At 70.3% G+C, this 21,111-nt stretch carries 19 protein-coding genes and 2 pseudogenes; 15 read left to right on the top strand and 6 right to left on the bottom strand.

Annotated features, from left to right (window positions below; translation table 11 throughout):
* Positions 1-36: 36 nt before the first annotated feature.
* Positions 37-837, top strand: coding sequence for a 3-hydroxybutyrate dehydrogenase (locus M8H82_RS11555; RefSeq protein WP_250072880.1), 801 nt, complete (start codon positions 37-39; stop codon positions 835-837).
* 68 nt (positions 838-905) lie between these two features.
* Positions 906-2,828, top strand: a complete 1,923-nt coding sequence (locus M8H82_RS11550) for a GAF domain-containing protein (RefSeq protein WP_250072868.1) — start codon at positions 906-908, stop codon at positions 2,826-2,828.
* A gap of 81 nt (positions 2,829-2,909) precedes the next feature.
* On the opposite strand, the gene M8H82_RS11545 is transcribed toward M8H82_RS11550, so the two are convergent.
* Positions 2,910-4,307: an MFS transporter gene (locus M8H82_RS11545; RefSeq protein ID WP_250072867.1), complete on the bottom strand. Its 1,398-nt coding sequence runs from the start codon at positions 4,305-4,307 to the stop codon at positions 2,910-2,912.
* A 454-nt stretch (positions 4,308-4,761) separates the two neighbouring features.
* Here M8H82_RS11545 and M8H82_RS11540 point away from each other — a divergent pair.
* From M8H82_RS11540 to M8H82_RS11530, 3 genes and pseudogenes are all read left to right on the top strand, one after another.
* A pseudogene (locus M8H82_RS11540) lies at positions 4,762-5,124 on the top strand (ABC transporter permease subunit); the annotation flags it as partial.
* Positions 5,121-5,909, top strand: a pseudogene (locus M8H82_RS11535) (ABC transporter ATP-binding protein); the annotation flags it as partial. The pseudogenes M8H82_RS11540 and M8H82_RS11535, both read left to right, overlap by 4 nt.
* A 135-nt stretch (positions 5,910-6,044) precedes the next feature.
* A complete protein-coding gene (locus tag M8H82_RS11530; RefSeq protein ID WP_250073075.1) occupies positions 6,045-7,292 on the top strand; it encodes an ABC transporter substrate-binding protein in 1,248 nt (415 codons plus the stop codon).
* Between the two features lie 19 nt (positions 7,293-7,311).
* Here the strand turns inward: M8H82_RS11530 and M8H82_RS11525 are convergent, their stop codons facing one another.
* From M8H82_RS11525 to M8H82_RS11505, 5 genes are all read right to left on the bottom strand, one after another.
* Positions 7,312-8,052, bottom strand: a complete 741-nt coding sequence (locus M8H82_RS11525) for an ABC transporter ATP-binding protein (RefSeq protein ID WP_250072866.1) — start codon at positions 8,050-8,052, stop codon at positions 7,312-7,314.
* A gap of 2 nt (positions 8,053-8,054) precedes the next feature.
* On the bottom strand, positions 8,055-8,927 hold the full coding sequence (locus M8H82_RS11520; protein WP_250072865.1) for an ABC transporter ATP-binding protein: 873 nt from the start codon (positions 8,925-8,927) through the stop codon (positions 8,055-8,057).
* On the bottom strand, positions 8,917-9,909 hold the full coding sequence (locus M8H82_RS11515) for a branched-chain amino acid ABC transporter permease (RefSeq protein WP_250072864.1): 993 nt from the start codon (positions 9,907-9,909) through the stop codon (positions 8,917-8,919). The genes M8H82_RS11520 and M8H82_RS11515 overlap by 11 nt, the downstream gene beginning before the upstream one ends.
* A gap of 10 nt (positions 9,910-9,919) precedes the next feature.
* The gene (locus tag M8H82_RS11510; RefSeq protein WP_250072863.1) at positions 9,920-10,915 is read right to left on the bottom strand and encodes a branched-chain amino acid ABC transporter permease; all 996 of its coding nucleotides are present in this window, start codon (positions 10,913-10,915) and stop codon (positions 9,920-9,922) included.
* Between the two features lie 218 nt (positions 10,916-11,133).
* Positions 11,134-11,508 carry a hypothetical protein gene (locus tag M8H82_RS11505; protein ID WP_308293247.1) on the bottom strand — a complete coding sequence of 125 codons (375 nt, stop codon included), beginning with the start codon at positions 11,506-11,508 and terminating at the stop codon, positions 11,134-11,136.
* Between the two features lie 269 nt (positions 11,509-11,777).
* Between M8H82_RS11505 and M8H82_RS11500 the strand changes: the two genes are divergently transcribed.
* The 10 genes from M8H82_RS11500 to M8H82_RS11455 all read left to right on the top strand — a co-directional run bounded on the left by M8H82_RS11500 (position 11,778) and on the right by M8H82_RS11455 (position 21,107).
* Positions 11,778-12,830, top strand: coding sequence for a PP2C family protein-serine/threonine phosphatase (locus tag M8H82_RS11500; protein ID WP_374211653.1), 1,053 nt, complete (start codon positions 11,778-11,780; stop codon positions 12,828-12,830).
* A 381-nt stretch (positions 12,831-13,211) separates the two neighbouring features.
* Positions 13,212-13,643: an Asp23/Gls24 family envelope stress response protein gene (locus M8H82_RS11495; protein ID WP_250072861.1), complete on the top strand. Its 432-nt coding sequence runs from the start codon at positions 13,212-13,214 to the stop codon at positions 13,641-13,643.
* 36 nt (positions 13,644-13,679) lie between these two features.
* Positions 13,680-13,907 (top strand): hypothetical protein, encoded by a 228-nt coding sequence (locus M8H82_RS11490; RefSeq protein ID WP_250072859.1) that lies wholly within the window; start codon positions 13,680-13,682, stop codon positions 13,905-13,907.
* Positions 13,904-14,350, top strand: coding sequence for an Asp23/Gls24 family envelope stress response protein (locus M8H82_RS11485; protein ID WP_250072856.1), 447 nt, complete (start codon positions 13,904-13,906; stop codon positions 14,348-14,350). Before M8H82_RS11490 ends, M8H82_RS11485 begins: the two co-directional genes overlap by 4 nt.
* 360 nt (positions 14,351-14,710) lie before the next feature.
* On the top strand, positions 14,711-15,781 hold the full coding sequence (locus M8H82_RS11480) for a type III polyketide synthase (protein ID WP_250072855.1): 1,071 nt from the start codon (positions 14,711-14,713) through the stop codon (positions 15,779-15,781).
* 27 nt (positions 15,782-15,808) lie between these two features.
* A complete protein-coding gene (locus M8H82_RS11475; protein WP_250072854.1) occupies positions 15,809-16,360 on the top strand; it encodes a cupin domain-containing protein in 552 nt (183 codons plus the stop codon).
* A gap of 5 nt (positions 16,361-16,365) precedes the next feature.
* Positions 16,366-17,517, top strand: coding sequence for a DegT/DnrJ/EryC1/StrS aminotransferase family protein (locus tag M8H82_RS11470; protein ID WP_250072853.1), 1,152 nt, complete (start codon positions 16,366-16,368; stop codon positions 17,515-17,517).
* Positions 17,514-18,509, top strand: coding sequence for a class I SAM-dependent methyltransferase (locus tag M8H82_RS11465; RefSeq protein ID WP_250072852.1), 996 nt, complete (start codon positions 17,514-17,516; stop codon positions 18,507-18,509). The genes M8H82_RS11470 and M8H82_RS11465 overlap by 4 nt, the downstream gene beginning before the upstream one ends.
* Before the next feature lie 40 nt (positions 18,510-18,549).
* Positions 18,550-20,151: a class I adenylate-forming enzyme family protein gene (locus M8H82_RS11460; protein ID WP_250072849.1), complete on the top strand. Its 1,602-nt coding sequence runs from the start codon at positions 18,550-18,552 to the stop codon at positions 20,149-20,151.
* 44 nt (positions 20,152-20,195) lie between these two features.
* On the top strand, positions 20,196-21,107 hold the full coding sequence (locus M8H82_RS11455; RefSeq protein WP_250072847.1) for an aromatic prenyltransferase: 912 nt from the start codon (positions 20,196-20,198) through the stop codon (positions 21,105-21,107).
* Positions 21,108-21,111: the final 4 nt, after the last annotated feature.

The following is a 21,111-nucleotide window of genomic DNA, read 5'->3' as shown; positions in this document are numbered from 1 at the left end:
ATGGGGCGGGGCGAAAGCGGTGCCTAGGGTCGGGGCATGACCGCGTCCAACGCCCGCCCGGCACCCCCCGCCCCCCTCCTCGACCTCGGCGGCCGCACCGCCCTTGTCACCGGCGCCGCCGGAGGCATCGGCCGCGCCTGCGCACTGCGGCTCGCCGCCGCCGGGGCCAAGGTCAGAGCGGTCGACCGGGACGCCGCCGGCCTGGAGACGCTCGCCGAGCAGTGCCGGGGCCTCGCGGGCGCCGTGGAAGCGCACCCCCTCGACCTGACCGACCTGGACGCCGCCGAACTCGTCGCCGCCGGCACGGACGTCCTCGTCAACAACGCGGGACTGCAACTGGTGCGGCCCCTGGAGGAGTTCCCGCCCGACGTCTTCCACACGGTGCTCACCGTGATGCTGGAGGCGCCCTTCCGGCTCATCCGCGGCGCCCTGCCCCATATGTACGGCCAGGGGTGGGGCCGTATCGTCAACATCTCCTCCGTGCACGGGCTGCGCGCCTCCGCCTACAAGGCGGCCTACGTGTCCGCCAAGCACGGTCTGGAGGGCCTGTCCAAGACCGCCGCCCTGGAAGGCGCCTCCCACGGCGTCACCTCGAACTGCGTGTGCCCCTCCTATGTGCGCACCCCCCTGGTCGAGAAGCAGGTCGCCGACCAGGCCCGGGCGCACGGGATCCCCGAGGAACGCGTCCTGACCGACGTCATGCTCCAGGACAGCGCGCTCAAGCGGCTCATCGAACCGGACGAGGTCGCCGAGGCGGTGGCATATCTGTGCAGTCCCCAGGCATCCTTCGTGACCGGTACGTCGCTCGTCCTCGACGGCGGCTGGACCGCGCACTGAGCGGTCGCGGGACGCGGGTTGTCCACAGGGGCTGACCCGGTGGTGGTGTGATGAGGAATCCTGTGAGCATGTCCCGCGATCACGTGCAGTCCGACGAGCGCCCGGCCGGCCCCCTGCCCGACGGCGGTGCGGAGGCGCCGTTCCTCGAACTGCTGGCCCGGGGCGCCTCGGCCGACGCCTACGAGCAGCCGGTGCTGCTCGCCCGCGCCGAGGGACAGCCCGCCGAGCGGATCGCCGCACTGGAGGCGGCCAAGCTGCGCGCGCTGCGCGTCCGCTCGGAGCTGGAGGGCCGGCGCCGCCGCGAGGCCGAGCTGTCCGCGCTGTTCGAGACCGCCCATGACCTCGCGGGGCTGCGGGACCTGGACGCCGTGCTGCAGGCGATCGTGCAGCGCGCCCGGTCGCTGCTCGGCACCGATGTCGCCTACCTCAGCCTGAACGACCCCAAGCGAGGCGACACCTACATGCGGGTCACCGAGGGCTCGGTCGCCGCCCGCTTCCAGCAGCTGCGCCTCGGCATGGGGGAGGGGCTCGGCGGCCTCGTCGCCCAGACGGCACGGCCCTACGTCACCGACGACTACCTCCAGGACGACCGGTTCCGGCACACCCTCAGCATCGACTCAGGGGTCCGTGACGAGGGACTGGTGGCGATCTGCGGGGTGCCGCTGATGCTGGGGCACCACGTCATCGGCGTACTGTTCGCGGCGGACCGGCGGGCCCGGGTCTTCGAGCGGGAGCAGATCGCGCTTCTGGGCTCCTTCGCCGCCCTGGCCGCGGCCGCCATTGACACCGCCAACCTGCTCACCGAGACCCGTTCGGCCCTCGCCGATCTGGAACGGGCCAACGAGATCATCCGGGACCGCAGCGCCGTCATCGAGCGCGCCTCCGACGTGCACGACCGGCTCGCCGAACTCGTCCTGCGCGGCGGCGGGGTGCACGACGTGGCCGCGGCGGTCTCCGAAGTCCTCGACGGAACGGTGGAGTTCACCGAGAACGCCCCCGCCCGCGCGCTGGAGTCCTCCCGCGCGGAGGGCCACGCCGTACGGCACCAGGAGGACTGGATCGCCGCCGTGTCCGCGGGCGGTGAACTGCTGGGTGCGCTCGTGCTCCGCGGCCATCCCGGGCTCGACCCCGTCGACCAGCGCACCCTGGAGCGCGCCGCCATGGTCACCTCGCTGCTGCTGCTCGCCCGGCGCTCGGCCGCCGAGGCCGAACAGCGGGTCCGCGGCGAGCTTTTGGACGACCTGCTGGACGGCCGCGACCGCGACCCGCGCCTGCTGCGCGAGCGCGCCACCCGGCTCGACGCCGACCTGGACGCCACCCATGTGGTGCTCGCCGCCCGTCTCGACGGCCCCGCCGCCGACGCCGACCACGAGGCCGCCGCCCGTCGGCGCCTGTGGTCCGCCGCCTCGCACCTCGCCGCGACCCGGCACGGCCTCGCCGCGGCCCGGGACGGCGGCACCGTCCTGCTGCTGCCCCTGGACGCCGGCGACACCGCCACCGCCTTGGCCCGCCGCACCGCCCACCATCTGGGCACCGCCGTCCACGAGCCGGTCACCGTCGGCGCCTCCGCTCCGCTGGAGGACCTCGCCACCTACCCCGACGCCGTGGCCGCCGCCTACGAGGAGGGCCGTCGCTGCCTCGACGCCCTGCGGCTGCTCGGCCGGCGCGGCGACGGCGCCGCCGCCGAGGACTTCGGCTTCGTCGGACTGCTGCTCTCCGGCGACCGGGACATCACCGGCTTCGTCGACCGCACCATCGGCCAGGTCGTGGCCTACGACGAACGGCGCGGCACCGACCTGGTCCGCACCCTCGACGCTTACTTCGCCAGCGGGATGAGCCCCGCGCGCACCAAGGACGACCTGCACGTCCATGTGAACACCGTCGCCCAGCGCCTGGAACGCATCGGCCGCCTCCTCGGCGACGACTGGCAGACCCCCGCCCGCGCGCTGGAGATCCAGATGGCGCTGCGGCTGCACTGGCTGACGCGGTAGACGGCCCGAGGACGCCGAGGACATGGCTCCGCCCCCGACCGGGATGCCGGCCGGGGGCGGAGTGCTCGGGGGCCGGGCCCCTCAGCGGACCGAGGCGGTGCCGGGGGCGGTGTCCGAGGCGGTGTCCGGGGCGTCGTCCTGCTCGGAGGAGGTGGCGCCGATCTGGGCGAGGTCGCGGTGGCGGGTCTCGCGGGCCGCCAGGAGGGCGACGAGGGTGATGGCCACCGCGGCCAGCAGGTACAGCGAGATCAGGGTCGAGCCGTCGGACTTCACCAGCAGCGCCGTCGCGATGAGCGGCGCCGGAGCGCCGGCCGCGACGGAGGCGAACTGCGCGCCGATCGACGCACCCGAGTAGCGCATCCGCGTCGCGAACATCTCCGAGAAGAACGCGGCCTGGGGTGCGTACATCGCCCCGTGGAAGACCAGGCCCACCGTCACCGCGAGGATCAGCAGGCCGAAGCTCTCGGTGTCGACGAGGGCGAAGAACGGGAACGCCCATGCGCCCATCCCGAGCGCGCCGAGCAGGTAGACCGGACGCCGGCCCCACAGGTCGGACAGCGCGCCCCAGCCCGGGATCACCGCGAAGTGAACGGCGGAGGCGATCAGGACGGCGTTCAGGGCGGTCTGCTTCTCCAGCCCGGTGTGCTCCACGGCGTACACCAGGATGAAGGCGGTGATCACGTAGTAGGAGATGTTCTCGGCCATGCGCGCGCCCATCGCGATGAGCACGTCCTTCCAGTGGTGCCGCAACACGGCGACCAGCGGCGCCTTCTCGACGACCTGCTCGGCCTTGCGTGCCTCGGCCTGTGCCAGCGCCGCCTTGAACACCGGCGACTCGTCGACCGACAGCCGGATCCACATGCCGACGATCACCAGGACGCCGGAGAGCAGGAACGGCACGCGCCAGCCCCAGGACTCGAAGGTGGCGTCGCTCTGCAGTGCGGTCAGCGCGGCCAGCACGCCGGTGGCGAGAAGCTGACCGGCGGGCGCCCCGGTCTGCGGCCAGGAGGCCCAGAACCCGCGCCGCCGCGCGTCCCCGTGCTCGGAGACCAGCAGCACGGCGCCGCCCCACTCACCGCCGAGCGCGAAGCCCTGGACGAGTCGCAGCACGGTCAGCAGCACCGGAGCGGCGGTGCCGATGGTGTCGTGCGTGGGCAGCAGCCCGATCGCGAAGGTGGCGCCGCCCATCAGCATCAGGCTGAGGACCAGCAGTTTCTTGCGGCCCAGCCGGTCGCCGTAGTGCCCGAAGACGAGGGCGCCGATGGGGCGGGCGGCGAAGCCCACGGCGTAGGTGAGGAAGGAGAGCAGGGTGCCGACCAGGGGGTCCGAGTCGGGGAAGAAGAGGGTGTTGAAGACCAGGGCGGCGGCGGCACCGTACAGGAAGAAGTCGTACCACTCGATGGTGGTGCCGATGAGGCTTGCGGCGACAATGCGCTTGAGGCTGGCGGGGGTTGGTGGAGCGGTTGCTGCGGAGGCCATGTGCGCCACTTCCTCGTGTGCGGTGGGGACGGGCATGTTTTCGCACACCGTAGAAACGTGCAGGTCAGGCGCACATGTGGTGGGACACCATAGTTCAGGCCGTAGCTATGCGTCGGGCCGCCATGTCCGATGGCGGAGCGGCGGCACACTGGCTTGAAGAGTGTCGAGATGACGGCTATCCCAGGACGCGAAGTCAGGGGTGATCTGACGGTGGCGTGCTCGCTCCCGTGCCGAGTTGAAGTCCCATGTCATCCCCCTTGTGGAGGACCTCTTGCCGGCACCCACCCGCGGGCGGCCCAACCGTTCGCCGGACTCGATGTTCTGGCGCGCGATCCGCACTCCACTGAGCCCGCGAGCGGCACCAACGTCTTCCCGCGGGAACGTCCCGTCCGCTCTGGCCGTCGGGCCGGCCGTGGTCGGCGTGCGGCTTCGCGAAAGGCTGCGGTCACGGCCCGCCTGTGCCGTGCTGTTCCTGCCGGTCGCGGTGGCCGCCACCCGCGCGGCCGTGCTGCACGCGCCGCCGTGTCCTGGAGGACGTGGCCCGGTCACTCGGGCGACGGCCGTGGCAGGTGCTGCGTGACGTCACCGTGCCGTTGGCCACCCCGGCGTGGCCGCAAGGGCCGTGCTCACCTTCGTGGTCCGCATGAAGGAACTGCCCGCCACGCTCCTGCTGCGCCCCACCGGCATGGACACCCTGGCCACCCGGCTGTGGACCGAGAACGGCGCCGGTTCCTTCGCGGCAGCCGCCCCGTACGCCGCCGCGCTGATCCTGCTGGCCGCCGTCCCCTCGTACCTCCTGGGCAGGCACCGGACATGAACGAACTACACGTCGAAGGGCTCACCAAGTCCTACGGATCCGGGGGAGCCGATTCTGCGCGGCCTCGAACTCACAGTCCCCGCAAGCAAGTCGGCGGCGGCCCTCGGCCCCTCCGGCTCCGGCAAGACCACCATGCTGCGGGTCGTCGCCGGGTTCCTGCCCGCCGACGCGGGCACCGTCAGGCTCGGCGACCGACTGCTGAGCGGGCCCGGCGCCCTCCTCCCGCCGGAGCGGCGCCGCATCGACATCGTGCCGCAGGAAGGCGCCCTCCTCCCGCACCTGAGCGTCGCCCGCAACATCGCCTTCGGCCTGACCGGCGTCGACCGTTCCGAGAGGCGGCACACCACGGACCAGATGCTCGATCTGGTCGGCCTCGCCGGCTACGGCGACCGCATGCCGCACGAGCTGTCCGGCGGTCAGCAACAGCGCGTCGCCCTGGCCCGAGCGCTCGCCCCGCGACCCCGACTCGTACTGCTCGACGAGCCGTACAACGCCCTCGACAGCACACTGCGGGCAGGGGTGCGGGCGGACGTACGGTCCGCGCTGCGGGCGACCGGCGCCACGGCCGTGCTCGTCACCCACGACCAGCAGGAGGCACTGTCCACCGCCGACCTCGTGGCCGTCGTACGGGACGGCCGGGTCGCCCGGCGCGCCACCCCGCAGGACCTCTCGCCGATCCCTGGACCGCTCGCTTCGTGGGCGCCGCCGTCCTGCTCCCCGGCACTTTCGACGGCAGCACGGCCCTGATCGCCCTGGGTGCGGCGCCGGCGCTGACCGGACGGGGCGAGGAGCGCAGCCAATCGCAAATATGTATGTTTTGTTCTTTTCCGGGCTCTGAAGGCGTTCTACGCTCATGTTTACAGATGGCGGGCGGATGGCCGGCCAGTCGACCACCGCCGCTGTCACGAGCGGAGGCGGAGATGAAAGCGTCGATACGGCGGTCCGCGATCTTCGCGAGCGCGGCTGCTCTGGTGATAGCCGTCTGCGGTACGACGGGCACCGCCCAGGCCGAGCCGGGCGACGGTGAGCTCCAGTTCGGCTACGTCCTGCCGGAGACTGGCCAGCTGGCCTACCTCGGCCCACCCCAGATCGAGTCGTTGAAGTTCGCGATACAGAAGATCAATGACGCCGGCGGGGTCCTGGGCAAGTCCGTGCCGACTGTGGTCTCCAGTGACGAGGCGGGCCAAGAGGCCGTTGCCGTGCAGTCGGCGGACCGGGTCCTCGCGGCAGGCGTGGACGCGATAGTCGGCGCCGCGGCTTCCGGCATGTCGCTGGCGTTCATCGACCGAGTGACCGGAGCGGGCGTCGTGCAGTGTTCGGGGTCGAACACCGCTCCCACTTTTACCGACTACGAGGATGACGGCTTCTACTTCCGTACCGTCCCGAGCGACGCGTTGCAGGGTCCCATTCTGGCGGATGTCGTCCGCGACGACGGCCACGACCGGGTGGCCCTTGTCGCACGGGCGGACGACTACGGGCGTGGCCTGATGGAGGCCACCCGCAAGACGCTGGAGGAGCGTGGCGCGACGGTGACGCTCGCCGAGACCTACGACCCGAAGGCGACCAACTTCGACCAGGTCGTCCAGCAGGTGGAGGACTCCAGGCCGGACGCCGCCGTGGTGATCGCCTTCGAGGAGGGCACCCAGATCCTGCAGGGCATGATCGAGTCCGGACTCGGGCCCGACCGGATCGGCGTCTACGGCGCCGACGGACTGCGCAGTGAGGAGCTGCCCTCGCTGGTCGCCCCGGGCCAGCCCGAGAAGCTCTCCGGGATGAAGGGGACCGCCCCGGCATCGGCTTCGAACGAGCAGTACGTGAAGGAGCTCAAGGAATTCGCGCCGGATCTGAAGGAGCTGCAGTTCGCACCGCAGGTGTTCGACTGCGCGACGACGATCGCACTCGCCGCCGAGAAGGCGGAGTCCGACGACCCGGGCGAGTACGTGAAGGAGATGAACGGGATCACCAAGGACGGCGAGAAGTGCAACTCGTTCGCCGCCTGCAAGGAGCTGCTCGCCGACGGCAGGGACATCGACTACGACGGTGTGAGCGGGCCGCTTGACTTCATCGACAGTGGCGAACCCGGCCAGGCGATGATCGAGGTGTACGGCTACAACGACGAAGGAAAGTTGCAGACCCTGCGTACCGAGACCAGCAAGGCCGAGGAGTGACAGGGAGGACCGGCGGGAGTCAACGGACGCGGGCGAGCCTGCCGAGGTAGAGCTCGATCACCTTCTCGTCGTGCAGCAGGGCCGTACCCGTACCGGTGTACGCGTTGCGGCCCTGGTCGAGGACGTAGCCGCGGTCGCAGAGCTGAAGGCACCTGCGGGCGTTCTGTTCGACCATGAGCACGGCGATGCCCGCGCTGTTGATCATTCTGCACCGGTCGAAGACGTGGTCCTGATGGATCGGTGACAGGCCGGCCGACGGCTCGTCGAGCAGCAGCAGCTGCGGCTCCATCATCAGCGCGCGGGCCATCGCGAGCATCTGGCGTTCGCCGCCGGACATCGCGCCGGCCTTCTGCCTGCGGCGGTCGGCCAGTACGGGGAAGAGCTCCTCGACCGCCGCGACCCGCCGCGCGTGGTCCTTGGGCCGCAGATAGACCCCCATCCGCAGGTTCTCCTCGACGGTCAGCGTCGGGAACACGTTCTGCAGCTGCGGTACGTAGCCCACGCCCCGCCGGACCAGCTCGTGCGCGGGCCTGCCGGTCACGTCCTCGCCGCGCAGCCGCACGGTCCCGCCGCGCACCCGCAGCAGCCCGAAGACGGCCTTGACCAGCGTCGACTTGCCGGCGCCGTTGGGGCCGATGACGCCGACCACCTCGCCCGGCCGCACCTCGACGCTGCATCCGCGCAGCACATCGACACCGGGGATGTAACCGGCGACGATGCCGTCGGCCGCAAGTACCGGCGGCTGTTCCTCAGCGGACATCGCTACTCCTCCTCGCCCTTCTCCCCGGTCGCCTCCGGCTCGTCGTGCTGCTTGCCCAGGTACGCGTCCACGACGGCGGCGTTCCGGCCGATCGCGTGCGGCGGGCCCTCGGCCACCAGGCGGCCGTCGGCCATGACGGCCACCCAGTCGCTGATACCCATCACCACGTCCATGTCGTGCTCGACGAAGCACACCGTCAGCCCCTCGTCCCGCAGCCGCGTGATGTGTCCGAGCAGTGACTGGGTCAGCGCGGGGTTCACCCCTGCCATCGGCTCGTCGAGCAGGAGCATGACCGGCCGGGTCATCAGCGCGCGGGCCAGTTCCAGCAGTTTGCGCTGGCCGCCGGAGAGCGTGCCGGCGTGGTCGTCGCGCAGGGGCCCGAGCCGGAACCGGTCCAGCAGTTCGTCGGCCCGGCGCTCGAACTCCCGCTCCTGCCCGCGCCACAGCGGTCGCAGCAGCGCGGGCAGCGCCCGCTCGCCGCGTTGCCCGGGCGCGGCGAGCAGCAGGTTCTCCAGCACCGTGAGCCGGGCGAGTGCCCTGGAGAGCTGGAACGTTCGGACCATTCCGCGCCGCGCCACCCGGTGCGCCGGTGCGCCGGTGAGCGGCTGACCGTCGAACGACCACCGGCCGCCGTCGGGCCGGTCGAATCCGCTCACCACGTTGAACAACGTGGTCTTGCCGGCGCCGTTGGGCCCGATGAGCGCAGTGATGGCCCCGCGCTGCACCTCCAGGTGCTCGACCCGCACGGCGACGAGGCCGCCGAAGGTGCGGGTCACCTGGTCCAGGACCAGCAGGGGATCGGGCTTGCGCACCCCCGGCTCGGGATCGATCGCGGAGAGCCGGCCCGGGTGGGACGCGGCACGGTCAGCGGCCACTGAGCAGCATCTCCTTCCGGCTGCCGAGGATGCCCTGCGGCCGGAACGCGACGAGCAGGATCAGGGCGACCCCGACCAGGGCGAAACGCACCGCGCCGACCTCCGAGGTGCTGATCAGGTCCGGCGAGAGGTACTCGGCGTCGATGGCCTGGCGCAGCGCGCTGTCCAGGAAGCTGAGGACGAACCAGAACAGGATCGAGCCGACGACCGGCCCGAGGATCCGCCCTGCGCCTCCGAGCACGAGCAGCGTGTACAGGAAGAACGTGACGCCCGGATCGTAGTTGTCCGGGTTCACGGACTGTACCTGGATCGCCTGCATCATGCCCGCGACCGCCCCGATGACGCCACCGAGCACGAGGCTCTGCATCTTGTACGCGTAGACGTTCTTGCCGAGGCTGCGCGCGGCGACCTCGTCATCACGGATCGACCGGATGACACGGCCCCAGGGGCTGTGGATCAGCAGGGCGAGCAGAATTCCGACCACGAGTACCAGCGCCCATCCGACGATCATCACCCAGAGGTCGCGGGAACTGAACTTCACGAGCCACACGCCGTAGGTGCCGGGCTCGATGGGGCTGAGCGCGTAGAAGTCGTTCGCGAACCGCTGCAGCCCGAACACCCCGCCGGTGACCGGCTCGGCCCAGCTGGAGCGGTAGAACAGCCGTAGCGCCTCGCTCGCCGCGATCGTGGTGATGGCGAGGTAGTCGGCGCGCAGCCGCAGGGTGGGCAGGCCGAGGAGCAGGGCGAGCACGATCGCGCAGGCGATTCCGCCCAGGACGCCGAGCCACATCGGGCCGTCGTACGTCGACACCGTGATGGCGAGCCCGTAGCCGCCGACCAGCATGAATCCGACCTGGCCGAAGTTGAGGAGCCCCGTGTAGCCGAAGTGCAGATTCAGCCCCATCGCGGCGAGCGCGTAGATGGCGGCGATGGGGCCGATTCCCGAGCGCAGGGCGTCGGAGACGATGGCGGAGAAGTCCATGGCCACCCCCTCACCCGACGCGTTCGGCCCGGCCGAGGATGCCCTGTGGCCGGACGAGGAGGACGACGATGAGGACGAGCAGCGCCCACGCGTACTGCAGGTCGACCGGGAACCACAGGGTGGACATCTGGGCGACGACGCCGATGACGAGGCTGCCGACCATGGCACCGTAGGCGGAGCCCAGCCCTCCCAGGATGACACCGGCGAACATGAGCAGCAGGAGCTTGAAGCCCATGTCCCAGGTGACGATCTCGACCAGACCGAAGAAGACCCCGCCGAGCGCGGCCAGCCCACCGCCGAGCATCCACACGAACAGCACCACCCGCTGCACGTCGATGCCCGACGCCTCCGCGAGGTCACGGTTGGCGGAGACGGCCCGGACGGCCGTGCCGATCCGCGTCTTCTGCAGGAGCGCAGCGATGCCGAGCAGCACCAGGACGGCGAGCAGGGTGACGGTGAGGTCCCGTGGGGTGATGCCGGCCGGTCCGATGCCGATCGTGCTCTGGATGTCGTACTGGGCGTAGGAGGCGGGCCGTGTTCCGTACAGCACGAGTACGACGTGGCGCAGCAGCAGCGAGAGCCCGATGGTGACGATGAACATGTTGATCAGCCCGGTGCCCCGAGCCCGCAGCGGGCGCCAGATGCCGCGCTCGACCGCCCCGCCCAGGAGGGCCCCGAAGACCACCGCGGCGAGGGCGGCGGGTATCAGGTGCCAGCCCGGACCGGCGGCGGAGGCGTTGAGGAAGAACGCGAAGGTGGCGCCGATCGTCACGAACTCACCGTGCGCGAAGTTGATCAGGTGGATGGTTCCGAAGATCAGCGAGAGCCCTACCGACGTGATCGCGATGATCACCCCGAACTGGATACCGTCGATCAGCGCCTGCAGAGCGCGCGCGGCGAACGTCGGGCCGCGCGGGACTTCCTCACCCTGGGCCCGCGCGGAGATCGCGGGCACCATGACGAGGACCAGGGCGAGGGCCGGTACGAGCATCCGCTGGTAGCGCACGGCGGTTCCGGTCTGTCACTAACATCCCTTATGGGCCCAGTGTAGGTGCAGGTCGGGGCGGTGACACGGGCAGCGGGCCACGGGTGGGTGCCCCGCGGAAAGCAGAGGTGCGGGATGGGGTGACAGCGAGCACCTCACGAGTGCCTGCAGCGACGACCGCGTGCGCTTCCGCGTGCTCCGGCATCTCGGCCGGGACGGCCTGGCCGACATCGGCTGCTTCACACTGCCCGCCCTGCCCGAGCGGGCCGTTGACGGTCTCCCTCGGTGTCCATGACCACGATGAAGTCGACGTCGGCGGCCCGGCGCGCCGCCTCGGTGAGCGGCTGGAGAATCTTGCTCGGATCCGGGGTCTCCAATGCCGCCAGGACGCCTGGTGAGTGTGCGAAGGTCTGTGCCACGGCCGTGGAGCGGGCGCCTGGCCTCGGCGTTGGTATCCCGCTCGAACTGCAGATGAGAGCGAAAATGCCGCAGGTCACCAGCAGCACCACGAGAGCCACCTGGAAGATCAACACCTGCCCGGCCACGCTCCGCGCGCTCTTGCCGATCGCACGCTTGACCGATAGGTGCTGCAAACGGGCGAAGCGACTCGCCATGCGATCTCTTTTGACACTGGTGATCCCCAGCGGCCAGGGCCTGCCTGATCCTTGCCTGGCCGACATCGGGAGTCCGGGCGGCATGCATTGCATGTCGTCGGCTCGTCCGGACAGGGCCGTCCGCCGCGAAGGCCGGCATGCGGTGCGTGATTCTCTCCGTGCCCGATGCCCGCTTTGGTCGATATGATGCTTTTGTGATCACCCCTGCGCGGCTGAGGCGCCGTCGTCCCGCCTACAGCGGCCGATGGGAAGCAGCCCGGCTGTCACCCGTGGTCCTGACCGTCCTCATCGCCGGCCTGGCGTTCTCCACACCCAGGGAGATCGCCATCAGCCGCATTCTGCCCGCCGCGCCCGCCCTTGCCGCCGCGATGTGGCCCGTGCTGCCCACGGTCCTGTTGGGGGTGTTCTGCCTCCTGCTCATGACAGTCCTCAGCTTCTTCTATACCGATCTGGGGACGCAGTACACGTCGGCCGCAATCGTCGCGGTCACCTTGGCGGCTGCATACGGGAGTCATGTCCGGCTTCAGCGAGAGGAAATACTCTTCCAAGTCCGGCTCGTCGCCGACGCGGCCCAGAAGGTGCTGCTGCGCCCGCTGCCGCGCCGCATCGAGGACGTCGAGATCGAGTCGCTGTATCTGGCGGCTCAGGAGCAGGCCCGGATCGGCGGCGACTTCTATGAAGCAATCGGTACACCGTACGGGGTCCGGCTGCTCATAGGCGATGTACGGGGCAAGGGCCTGTCCGCAGTGGGGGTGGCCTCGGCGGTGATCAGTTGTTTCAGGGAGGCCGCGTACGACGAGCCCGACCTGCAGGGCATCATCCATCGCTTGGAGACCACCGTCACGCGCCACAGTGCTGTGTTTCCCGCCCACGACCAGCCCGAGCACTTTGCCACCGCTCTCCTCGCCGAGATCCCGCCCGACGGCGGCCGCCTGCGACTTCTCAACTGCGGACATCCACCGCCGCTGATCGCGCATTGCGGGAAGGTCCGGGTCCTGGAGCCCACCAGCCCCTCCCCGCCCCTCAACCTCGCAGCGCTTATCGGTGACCGCTACTGGGTCGACAGCGTCGGCTTCGCCCCGGGTGACCAGTTGCTGCTCTACACGGACGGCGTGTCGGAGGCCCGGGACCACGCCGGCCAGTTCTTTCCGCTCCCGGACTGGATGCAGGATCAGGGCCTGGAGCAGCCCCGCGGACTGCTCGACCAGCTGCACCGGGATCTGCTTCGGCACAGCGGCGGAAGGCTCGATGACGACATCGCTGCCCTCGCGCTGAGGCGCTCCGACGCGCCGGACCGGGGAGCCGTCGGCGTACAAGGCTGATGACGGGGGCTTGCGGCGACGATGCGCTTGAGGCTGGCGGGGGTTGGTGGCCGGCGGACGGACGGCCGGCTCGGACAGGGGTTGGAGTGGCGCCGAGCCGATGCGCAAGGACTCCAGAGGGACACCGGGCACCTCGAGAGCAGTGCGCCCCCGGGGGCCTGGACGGCCGCTTGCTCGGTGATCCACGCCCCGTCGTGGGGCCCGCCGAGCGGGAGCAGCCGGCCCAGGTCGAGCTGGCCGGCCTATCGCCCTTCTTCTCCACGGCTGCGGGGCTCCTCTCGGAGAAGCAGCAATAACGCTCTGTATAAAGGCAAAAGATACTAAAAAGAATACAATTCTAGTAATAGGTGCTCTGTGGCCTCGTGAGGGAGGAATATCCCGATGACTGAGAAGACCGGCGTCAAGCTCGGCGCTGCGCCCGCCTCTCGCGGCCGGACGACCATCGCCGATGTGGTGGTGGCGAAGATCGCCGGAATGGCGGTACAGGACGTACGCGGGGTCTATGCCCTGGGCAGCGGATTCGCCCGCTCGATGGGATCCGTGCGGGAGCGGATGCCCGGCGCGGGCAGCGGCAAATCCGTCACGCGCGGGGTCAGTGTCGAGGTCGGAGAGCTGCAGGCGGCCATCGACCTGGAGATCGTCGTCGACTACGGCGTCTCGATCACGGACGTGGCCGGTGACGTGAGGGAGAACGTGATCTCCGCGGTGGAGCGGATGGCGGGCCGGGAGGTCGTGGAAGTCAACATCATGGTCAGCGACGTCAAGCTGCCCGACGAGGAGGACGAAGGGGAGGAGCGGCCGCGGATCCAGTAGCCGGGCCGACAGCCCGCTTGAGTGAAGGAGCGCGAAATGAGCAGGGCCGTGGTGGGCTTGATGGCTGGAATGACGCTGGGTTTCGCCGCGTATTTCGGTGACTTTTGGGCTCTTCTGCTGGTGCTGGTGCTGGGCCTCATCGGCCTTGTCATCGGGCGGTTCATGGAGGGTGATCTCGAACTGGGCGACTTCGTCCGCCGCCGGGACCGGCAGGATCGGATCCGCGACGACCGGCGACAGGCTCGGGAAGACTGGCGGCGGTGAGCGGGGAAGCCGATCAGCGTCCGGGCTTCCCCCGCGGGGAGCGCGGGGCGACTGCCGTCACCGACCGGGTCGTCGCGAAGATCGCGGCCCAGGTGGCGCGCGAGGCGCTGAGCCGGTTCGCCGAGTCCGCCGGCCACGTACCACCCCGCCGCCGGACGCCGCACGTGAGCACATCCGTACAGCGGGCGCCGGAACCGACCAGTGCAGGACGGAACGCCGAGTCGCCCGCCGGACGGCAGGCCGTGCTCGGCGAGGCACGGCTGCACATCACCGTCGAGCTCGGCTACCCGTCTGACATCGGGGCGCAGTGCGCCGCGGTGCGCAGGGAGGTCACCGAGCGGATCAGGGCATGGGCCGGCATGGAGGTGTCCGACCTCGGCGTGTCGGTCGAGCAACTGCACTCGGCGCACACGCGGCGCACGGACCGGGAAAGGGTGAGATGAGCGCGAACACGTCGCGGCAGCCGACCGGTGACATTCCGGCGCCGAGCCGCGATGTGACCTGAGTCACTCCCGACCCGCCTTGGCGTCGGCGCCCCTCCCGTGTCACGATTTCCGCACGCCCACCCTGCCCGAAAACAGCCCAACTCCGCTGTCTGCACGGGTAGTTGACCGGCACTTCGCACGAACACTTCCTCCCGTGACCCGGCCGATCGCGGCCGCGACCGGTGCTGTCCGGCAGCGACCGGGAGTTGCTCCTGCCCGCCTGACGCTTCGGCGGGCCTCCTTCAGTTCGCTGATCCGCCATCAGCGCACCGCTCCACTGCCCTTGCTGTCGAGACTCAGAGGAAGTGGATCCCCGCTATGCCGAGGCTATGCAAGCCGGCGATGAACGCGCCCGAACACGTCATCACCCTGGAAGAGACCCTGGAATTCGCGACGAGAGCGCACGCGGGCAAACCCCAGCTCCCGCTGGCTCTGCGGCTGATCCGGAACACCGGGGTCAAGAAGCGGCACCTCGTCCAGCCCATCGAGCAGACGCTCCACCACCCGGGCTTCGAGGCGCGCAACCGCATCTACGAGGTCGAGTCCAAGAAGCGCACCCCCCAGGTCATCGAACAGGCCCTGGCCAACGCCGACCTGAGGACCCGTGACATCGACGCGATCATCTACGTGTCGTGCACCGGATTCCTGATGCCGTCCCTGACCGCCTGGCTCATCAACAACCTCGGCTTCCGCTCCGACACCCGGCAGATACCCATCGCCCAACTCGGCTGCGCGGCAGGCGGAGCGGCCATCAACCGCGCCCACGACTTCTGCGCCGCCCACCCCGGCAGCAACGTCCTGATCGTCTCCTGTGAACTGTGCTCGCTCTGCTACCAGCCCGACGCGGACGACATCGGCTCGCTGCTCTCCGACGGCCTGTTCGGCGACGCGGTCGCCGCCGCTGTCGTACGGGGCGAGGGCGGTGTCGGCATCGACCTGGAGCGCAACGCCTCCTACCTCATCCCGGACACCGAGGACTGGATCTCGTACGCGGTCAAGGACACCGGATTCCACTTCCAGCTCGACCGCCGGGTGCCCGGCACCATGGAGCCGCTCGCCCCGGTCCTGCGCGAACTGGCCAAGGACCACAGCTGGGACGCCGGAAAGCTCGACTTCTACATCATTCACGCCGGCGGTCCGCGGATCCTCGACGACCTCGCGAAGTTCCTCGACGTCGACCGCGAGGTGTTCCGGCACAGCTGGTCGACCCTCAACGAGTACGGCAACATCGCCAGCGCCGTCGTACTCGAAGCCGCTCGAAGGCTGTTCGAGGAGGAGCCCCCCGCCCCCGGTGCCACCGGTCTGATCGCGGGGTTCGGCCCCGGCATCACCGCCGAGATGGCGCTGGGCACCTGGGCGGCCGACGGCGTCCCGCAGACCTTCGCCTGAACGCAGCGCACACAGGAAGCGGAGCACATGACCGACCTCATCCTCCCGGCCGGCGCCGGGCGAAAGCTGGTCACCCCGGCGCAGTCGGTGACCTTCAAGGCCACCCAGGAGATGGGCTCCTCCGTATCGATCTTCGAGGTGGTCGTGCCGCCCGGATTCGATGTCGGCGCCCATGTCCACCAGCGCTCCCAGGAGTTCTTCTACGTCCTCGAGGGCGAGCTCGACCTGCTGTGCTTCGAGCCGGTCGAGCGCACCGGCGACACCTGGCACCACTGGGAGTCCCCCAAGGGCGACCGGGTCGTCCGCGCCGCCGAGGGCAGCTGCATGTTCGTCCCGCCCGGCACCCCGCACGCGTTCCGCAACGCCACGGACAAGCCGGTGACGATGCTCTTCCAGAGCTACCCCTCGCCCGAACACGAGGCGTACTTCGAGGAGATCGCCGAGATCTGGTCGCGCGGCACCGCTGTGGACCCCGCGGCCGTGGAGGCGATGCGCCGGCGCTACGACGTCGGCCAGATCACCCCGCTGCGCTTCCAGCCGCCGACGCCCGCCCGCATACCCGGCCAGAGCGAGAGGTGACCGCGATGCAACCGATCCCCCTCGTCCACGCCAGCCTCGGCGAGCGCGAACTCGACGCCGTCGCCGAGGTGTTCGAGTCCGGCTGGCCGGCCGGACAGGGCCCGCAGGGCAAAGCGCTGGAGGCCCGGCTGGCCGAGATGTACGGCCTCGGGGACGCCGTCACGGTGAGCAACTGCGGCGCCGCGCTCCACCTGGCCCTCCTCGCGCTCGGCGTCGAGCCGGGCGACGAGGTCATCGTCGCCGACTACACCTTCCCGGCGCCCGCGCAGGCGGTGCGGTACGTCGACGCCGTGCCGGTCTTCGCCGACGTACGCGCCGACACCGGCACCGTCGACCCGCAGGCGGTCGCCGACCTCGTCACGCCCCGCACGGTCGGGGTGATCGCGGTCGACACGCTCGGCATCCCCGCCGACTACGCGGAACTCCAGGCGATCGCCGACCGCCACGGCCTGTTCGTCGTCGAGGACGCCGCCTGCGCGGTCGGCGCCACCTACCAGGGCCGCCAGGCGGGCGCGCTCGCCGAGGTGGCCTGTCTGTCCTTCCACGGACGCAAGGGAGCCACCAGCGGTGAGGGCGGCGCACTGCTCGCCCGGGACCCGAAGATCGGGGCCGACGCGCGGCTGCGCTCCTCCTTCGGCATCGGCAGCATCTTCGACCTGGGCAAGGTCGTCGGCCTGCCCATCCCGGAGTTCACCGAGATCGGCTACAACTACAAGCTCTCCGACATCGCCGCGGCGATCCTTCAGGTGCAACTGAGCCGGGTCGACGAACTCCTGGACCGCCGCAACGCCGTCGCCGCCCGGTACGGCGAACTCCTCGCCGGTGAAGAGCTGCTGACGCTGCCGCACGTGCCCGGGGACCGCACCCATGCCTGGCAGTCGTACGTCGTGACGCTGGACGCGGGCGTGGACCGCTCGGCGGTCGCCGCCGAACTGCGCGGGCAGGGCATCGGCTGCGGGCAGGGCGCGTGGGCGACCCACTTGCAGCCGGTGTTCCGTTCGGATCACAAGTGCCCGGTCTCGGCGGACCTGTTCGCCCGCAACCTCGCCATCCCCATGCACGCGGAACTCACCCCGGACCAGGTCGAACGGGTCGCCGGCGCGCTGCGCGGCGCGCTCCGGTCGGCGTCCGGCCGGACCCTGGGAGGGGCAGCATGACCAACCCTCAGCCGTCGCCCGACACCGTCATGCGGCTGATCAACGGCTACTGGGCCACCGGCATCCTCGCCGCCTCTGCGACCCACTCGCTCTTCACCCACCTGGAGAACGGCGCGGACACCGCCGCCGAACTCGCCGACCGCGCCCGGATCTCCGAGCGGGGAGCGCAGACCCTGCTCGACGGGCTGGTCAGCGTGGGCCTGGTCGAGCTGACCGGCGGCCGCTACCGCAACACCGCCGAGGCGTCCGCCTACCTCGTCGACGGCAAGCCCGCCTCGCTGAGCAGCTTCGCCAAGCTGAAGCTGAGTCACATGGGCAGCCTGGCCGACCTCGCCGAGGTGGTCCGGGTCGGGGGACCGGTGGCGAAGTCGGTGGTGGAGGTGGCCAACAACCCGCACTGGGAAGGGATCGTCACGGCCATCGCCGCACAGTCGATACCCGCCGCGACACTCGCGGCCGACCTGCTCGGCTTGGCCGGTGCCGGTGAGATCTCCGTCCTCGACGTGGGCGGCGGCTCGGGCGTCTACTCGGGCATCTGGCTGGAGGCCAACCCCGCGGCCCGCGCCACCCAGCTCGACTGGGAGCCGATCAACGCCATCGCCCGCCGGCTGCTGACGGAGCGCGGCGTGGCCGACCGGTTCACCACCGTCGACGGCGACTTCCACAGCACCGACTTCGGCACCGCCCAGTACGACGTCGCGGTGTACTCGCACATCGCCCACCAGGAGGGGCCGGAGAGCAACGTCGAGGTCTTCACCCGGCTCCGGCAGGCGCTCAGGCCCGGCGGCACCCTCGTCGTCAACGACTACGTGGTCGACGACGACCGCGGCGGCCCGGCCTTCCCGCTGATCTTCGCCGCCGAAATGCTCCTCAAGAGCAAGCAGGGCAGCACCTGGCGCCGCTGCGACTACCAGGAGTGGCTGACCAAGGCCGGTTTCACGAGCGTCTCCTTCCACTCGGCGCCGCCCGCCACCTTGGTCCTCGCCCGCTGAGCGACGCCATCCACCCACGCCCCCGAAGGAGGCAGCCCCGATGCAGGGCTCCGTGGCCTATCGATCGATCCAGAAGCGCGGTCTGCACATCGGCCTGCTGCCGGCCATGGCCGCGGCCGTCAACGGCACGACACCCCTCACGCTCGACCACGATCTGGACGTACTGCCCGAGGCCGGCCGGAACCTGACGGCCGCTCGGCTCGCCGACATCGTCGACGACCTGGCGGCGCGTCTGTGGGCCGCCGGGGTGCGGCCCGACGCGCACGTGGTGATCCACAAGAAGGCGAACGCCGATGTGTGGGTGCTGGCCTGTGCCGCGTCCCGGATCGGCGCGGTGCCCGTGCTGCTCTCGCCCAGCCTGGACGCGCTGACGGTCGGTGCCCTGCTCCAGCGGGTCGACCGGCCGAACCTGCTCACCGACGAGCACAAGCTCGACGCGCTCGCCGAGCTGCCCCTGGCCGAGCTCACCCGGGAAGTGATCGTCGTCCACGGCGAGCGGACGGGGGCCGTCTCCCTGTCGGCGCTCGCCGGGGCGCCGCGGGTCAAGCCCGTGGTGCGGCCCATCGACGAGGCCGCCGTGATCACCCACACCTCCGGCACCACCGGAGTGCCCAAGCTGGTCGTGCACACGCCCCGCACCCAGGGCATCCGGCTCAAGCCGCAGTGGCGGCTGCTCTCGCTCATGCGGCAGCGGGAGAACGTGGCGATCGCCATCCCCTTCGTGCACTCCCGGAACGTCGCCGCGATGGCCCTGGCCCTCCTGAAGGAGATGCCGGTGCTGCTCATGAACGAGTCGGACCCCGACGCGGTCGCCGAACTGCTCCTGGAGAACCGGCCGGGGCTCATCGAGGCGCTGCCCAACTCGCTGATGGCGTGGGAGGGCCTGGCCGAGGACCCGCGCAGGCCGTTCGCCTCGGTGAAGTACTTCAGCAGCACCTTCGACGCGATCCACCCGCGGACGATGAGCCGGCTGCTGAAGTCGTCCGACCGGCCGGGCGCCCTGTTCTTCCAGATCTACGGGCAGAGCGAGGTCGGCCCCGCCGTCGGCCGCGCCTACTTCCGGCACTCCGCCCACAAGGCCAACGGCCGCTGCGTCGGCTGGCAGATGCCCCTGGGTTCGGCGAAGGTCCGCGTCGTCAGCCGCGACGGCACCCGGCCGACGGAGCGGAATCCCGGCCGCATCCAGGTCTCCTGGCCGGGTCTGGCCAAGACCTACTTCGGGGAGCAGGACCGCTACGACAGCAACCGCGAGGGCGACTGGTGGCCGACCGGAGACGTCGGCTACTTCACCAGGTTCGGCTGTCTGCACATGCTCGACCGCGAGGTCGACATGATCCCCGGGGTGCGCAGCTCCCTGGAGGTGGAGGACCTGGTCCTCGACAGGATGCCGGAACTGAGCGAGCTGGTGGTGGTGCACGGCCCCGACGCCGAGGCCGTCCCGGTGCTGTGCACCCACGGCGACCGGCCGCTCGACCTCGCCCGCTGGCGCACGGCCGTCGCCGACTTCCCGCAGCTGGCCGACCCGGTCCAGATCCCCGAGGCCGAACTCCCGCGCACCGGCACCTTGAAGGTGCAGCGCCTCGCGCTGGCGGACCGGCTCAAGGACCGGCGCGAGGCCGGTCGCGAGGACGGGCGCACGTGAGCGCAAGGACCACAGGATCCGCAACCGAACCCCTGGGAGCAATGATGTCGGATGCAGTCGATGTCTCGGTGGCGGGATTCCTCTCCGCCATCGAGAAGTCAGCCGGCCTGCTGGACGTGACCGCTTCACGCGATGTCGTCCGGCCCATTCTGACCGCGTTCGAAGAGCAGCTCGCCCAGGCGGTGATCGCTTTCCGGGTGGCCACCAACGCACGGCACGAAGGAGATTTCGACGCGCGTTTCACCCTGCCCAAGGACACCGACCCATACCAAGTAGCCCTGGCAAAAGGGCTGATGGAAAAGCCGGAGCACCCCATCGCGGGCCTGCTCCCGGACCTCCAGCAGCTGTGCCCCATCGACAGTTACGGCATCGACTTCGGGGTCACGACCGGGTTCAAGAAGATCTGGGTGTATTTCCCGGCGGGGGAGCACGAGACCCTGGACCGGCTCACCGGTCTGCCGTCGATGCCACCGAGCCTGGCCGGGAACCTCGACTTCTTCACCCGCTACGGCCTGGCCGACAAGGTGGACGTCATCGGCATCGACTACCGCAGCCGCACGATGAACGCCTACCTCCGGGCGCCCGCGGAGTGCTACGAGAAGGACACCGTCCTCGCGATGCACCGGGACCTCGGCCTGCCGAGCCCGAGCGATCAGATGTTCGCCTTCTGCGAGAAGTCGTTCGGCATCTACACCACCCACAACTGGGACTCCCCGGACATCGAGCGCATCTCCTACGGGGTGAAGACCGACAACCCGATGGCGTACTTCGCCCGGCTCGGCACCAAGATCGAACATTTCGTCAAGAACGTTCCGTACGGCGTCGACGACCCCAAGATGGTCTACGCCGCCGTGACGTCCTCCGGCGAGGAGTACTACAAGCTCCAGTCCTACTACCGCTGGCGCCCCGTCAGCCGTCTCAACGCCGCCTACATCGCCGCGCGCGACAAGGTGTAGAAGA

It is taken from the genome of Streptomyces sp. YS415, assembly GCF_023544665.1.
GTDB lineage: Bacteria > Actinomycetota > Actinomycetes > Streptomycetales > Streptomycetaceae > Streptomyces.
The sequence above is the reverse complement of the archived record's forward strand: the minus strand, read 5'-3'. Positions and strand labels throughout refer to the sequence as shown.

Bases quoted from the DNA above. Each gene is read 5' to 3' on its own strand.
- M8H82_RS11555 (WP_250072880.1), top strand. From the start codon at position 37: ATGACCGCGTCCAACGCCCGCCCGGCACCCCCCGCCCCCCTCCTCGAC.
- M8H82_RS11550 (WP_250072868.1), top strand. From the start codon at position 906: ATGTCCCGCGATCACGTGCAGTCCGACGAGCGCCCGGCCGGCCCCCTG.
- M8H82_RS11545 (WP_250072867.1), bottom strand. From the start codon at position 4,307: ATGGCCTCCGCAGCAACCGCTCCACCAACCCCCGCCAGCCTCAAGCGC.
- M8H82_RS11530 (WP_250073075.1), top strand. From the start codon at position 6,045: ATGAAAGCGTCGATACGGCGGTCCGCGATCTTCGCGAGCGCGGCTGCT.
- M8H82_RS11525 (WP_250072866.1), bottom strand. From the start codon at position 8,052: ATGTCCGCTGAGGAACAGCCGCCGGTACTTGCGGCCGACGGCATCGTC.
- M8H82_RS11515 (WP_250072864.1), bottom strand. From the start codon at position 9,909: ATGGACTTCTCCGCCATCGTCTCCGACGCCCTGCGCTCGGGAATCGGC.
- M8H82_RS11505 (WP_308293247.1), bottom strand. From the start codon at position 11,508: ATGGCGAGTCGCTTCGCCCGTTTGCAGCACCTATCGGTCAAGCGTGCG.
- M8H82_RS11495 (WP_250072861.1), top strand. From the start codon at position 13,212: ATGACTGAGAAGACCGGCGTCAAGCTCGGCGCTGCGCCCGCCTCTCGC.
- M8H82_RS11490 (WP_250072859.1), top strand. From the start codon at position 13,680: ATGAGCAGGGCCGTGGTGGGCTTGATGGCTGGAATGACGCTGGGTTTC.
- M8H82_RS11480 (WP_250072855.1), top strand. From the start codon at position 14,711: ATGCCGAGGCTATGCAAGCCGGCGATGAACGCGCCCGAACACGTCATC.
- M8H82_RS11475 (WP_250072854.1), top strand. From the start codon at position 15,809: ATGACCGACCTCATCCTCCCGGCCGGCGCCGGGCGAAAGCTGGTCACC.
- M8H82_RS11470 (WP_250072853.1), top strand. From the start codon at position 16,366: ATGCAACCGATCCCCCTCGTCCACGCCAGCCTCGGCGAGCGCGAACTC.
- M8H82_RS11465 (WP_250072852.1), top strand. From the start codon at position 17,514: ATGACCAACCCTCAGCCGTCGCCCGACACCGTCATGCGGCTGATCAAC.
- M8H82_RS11460 (WP_250072849.1), top strand. From the start codon at position 18,550: ATGCAGGGCTCCGTGGCCTATCGATCGATCCAGAAGCGCGGTCTGCAC.
- M8H82_RS11455 (WP_250072847.1), top strand. From the start codon at position 20,196: ATGTCGGATGCAGTCGATGTCTCGGTGGCGGGATTCCTCTCCGCCATC.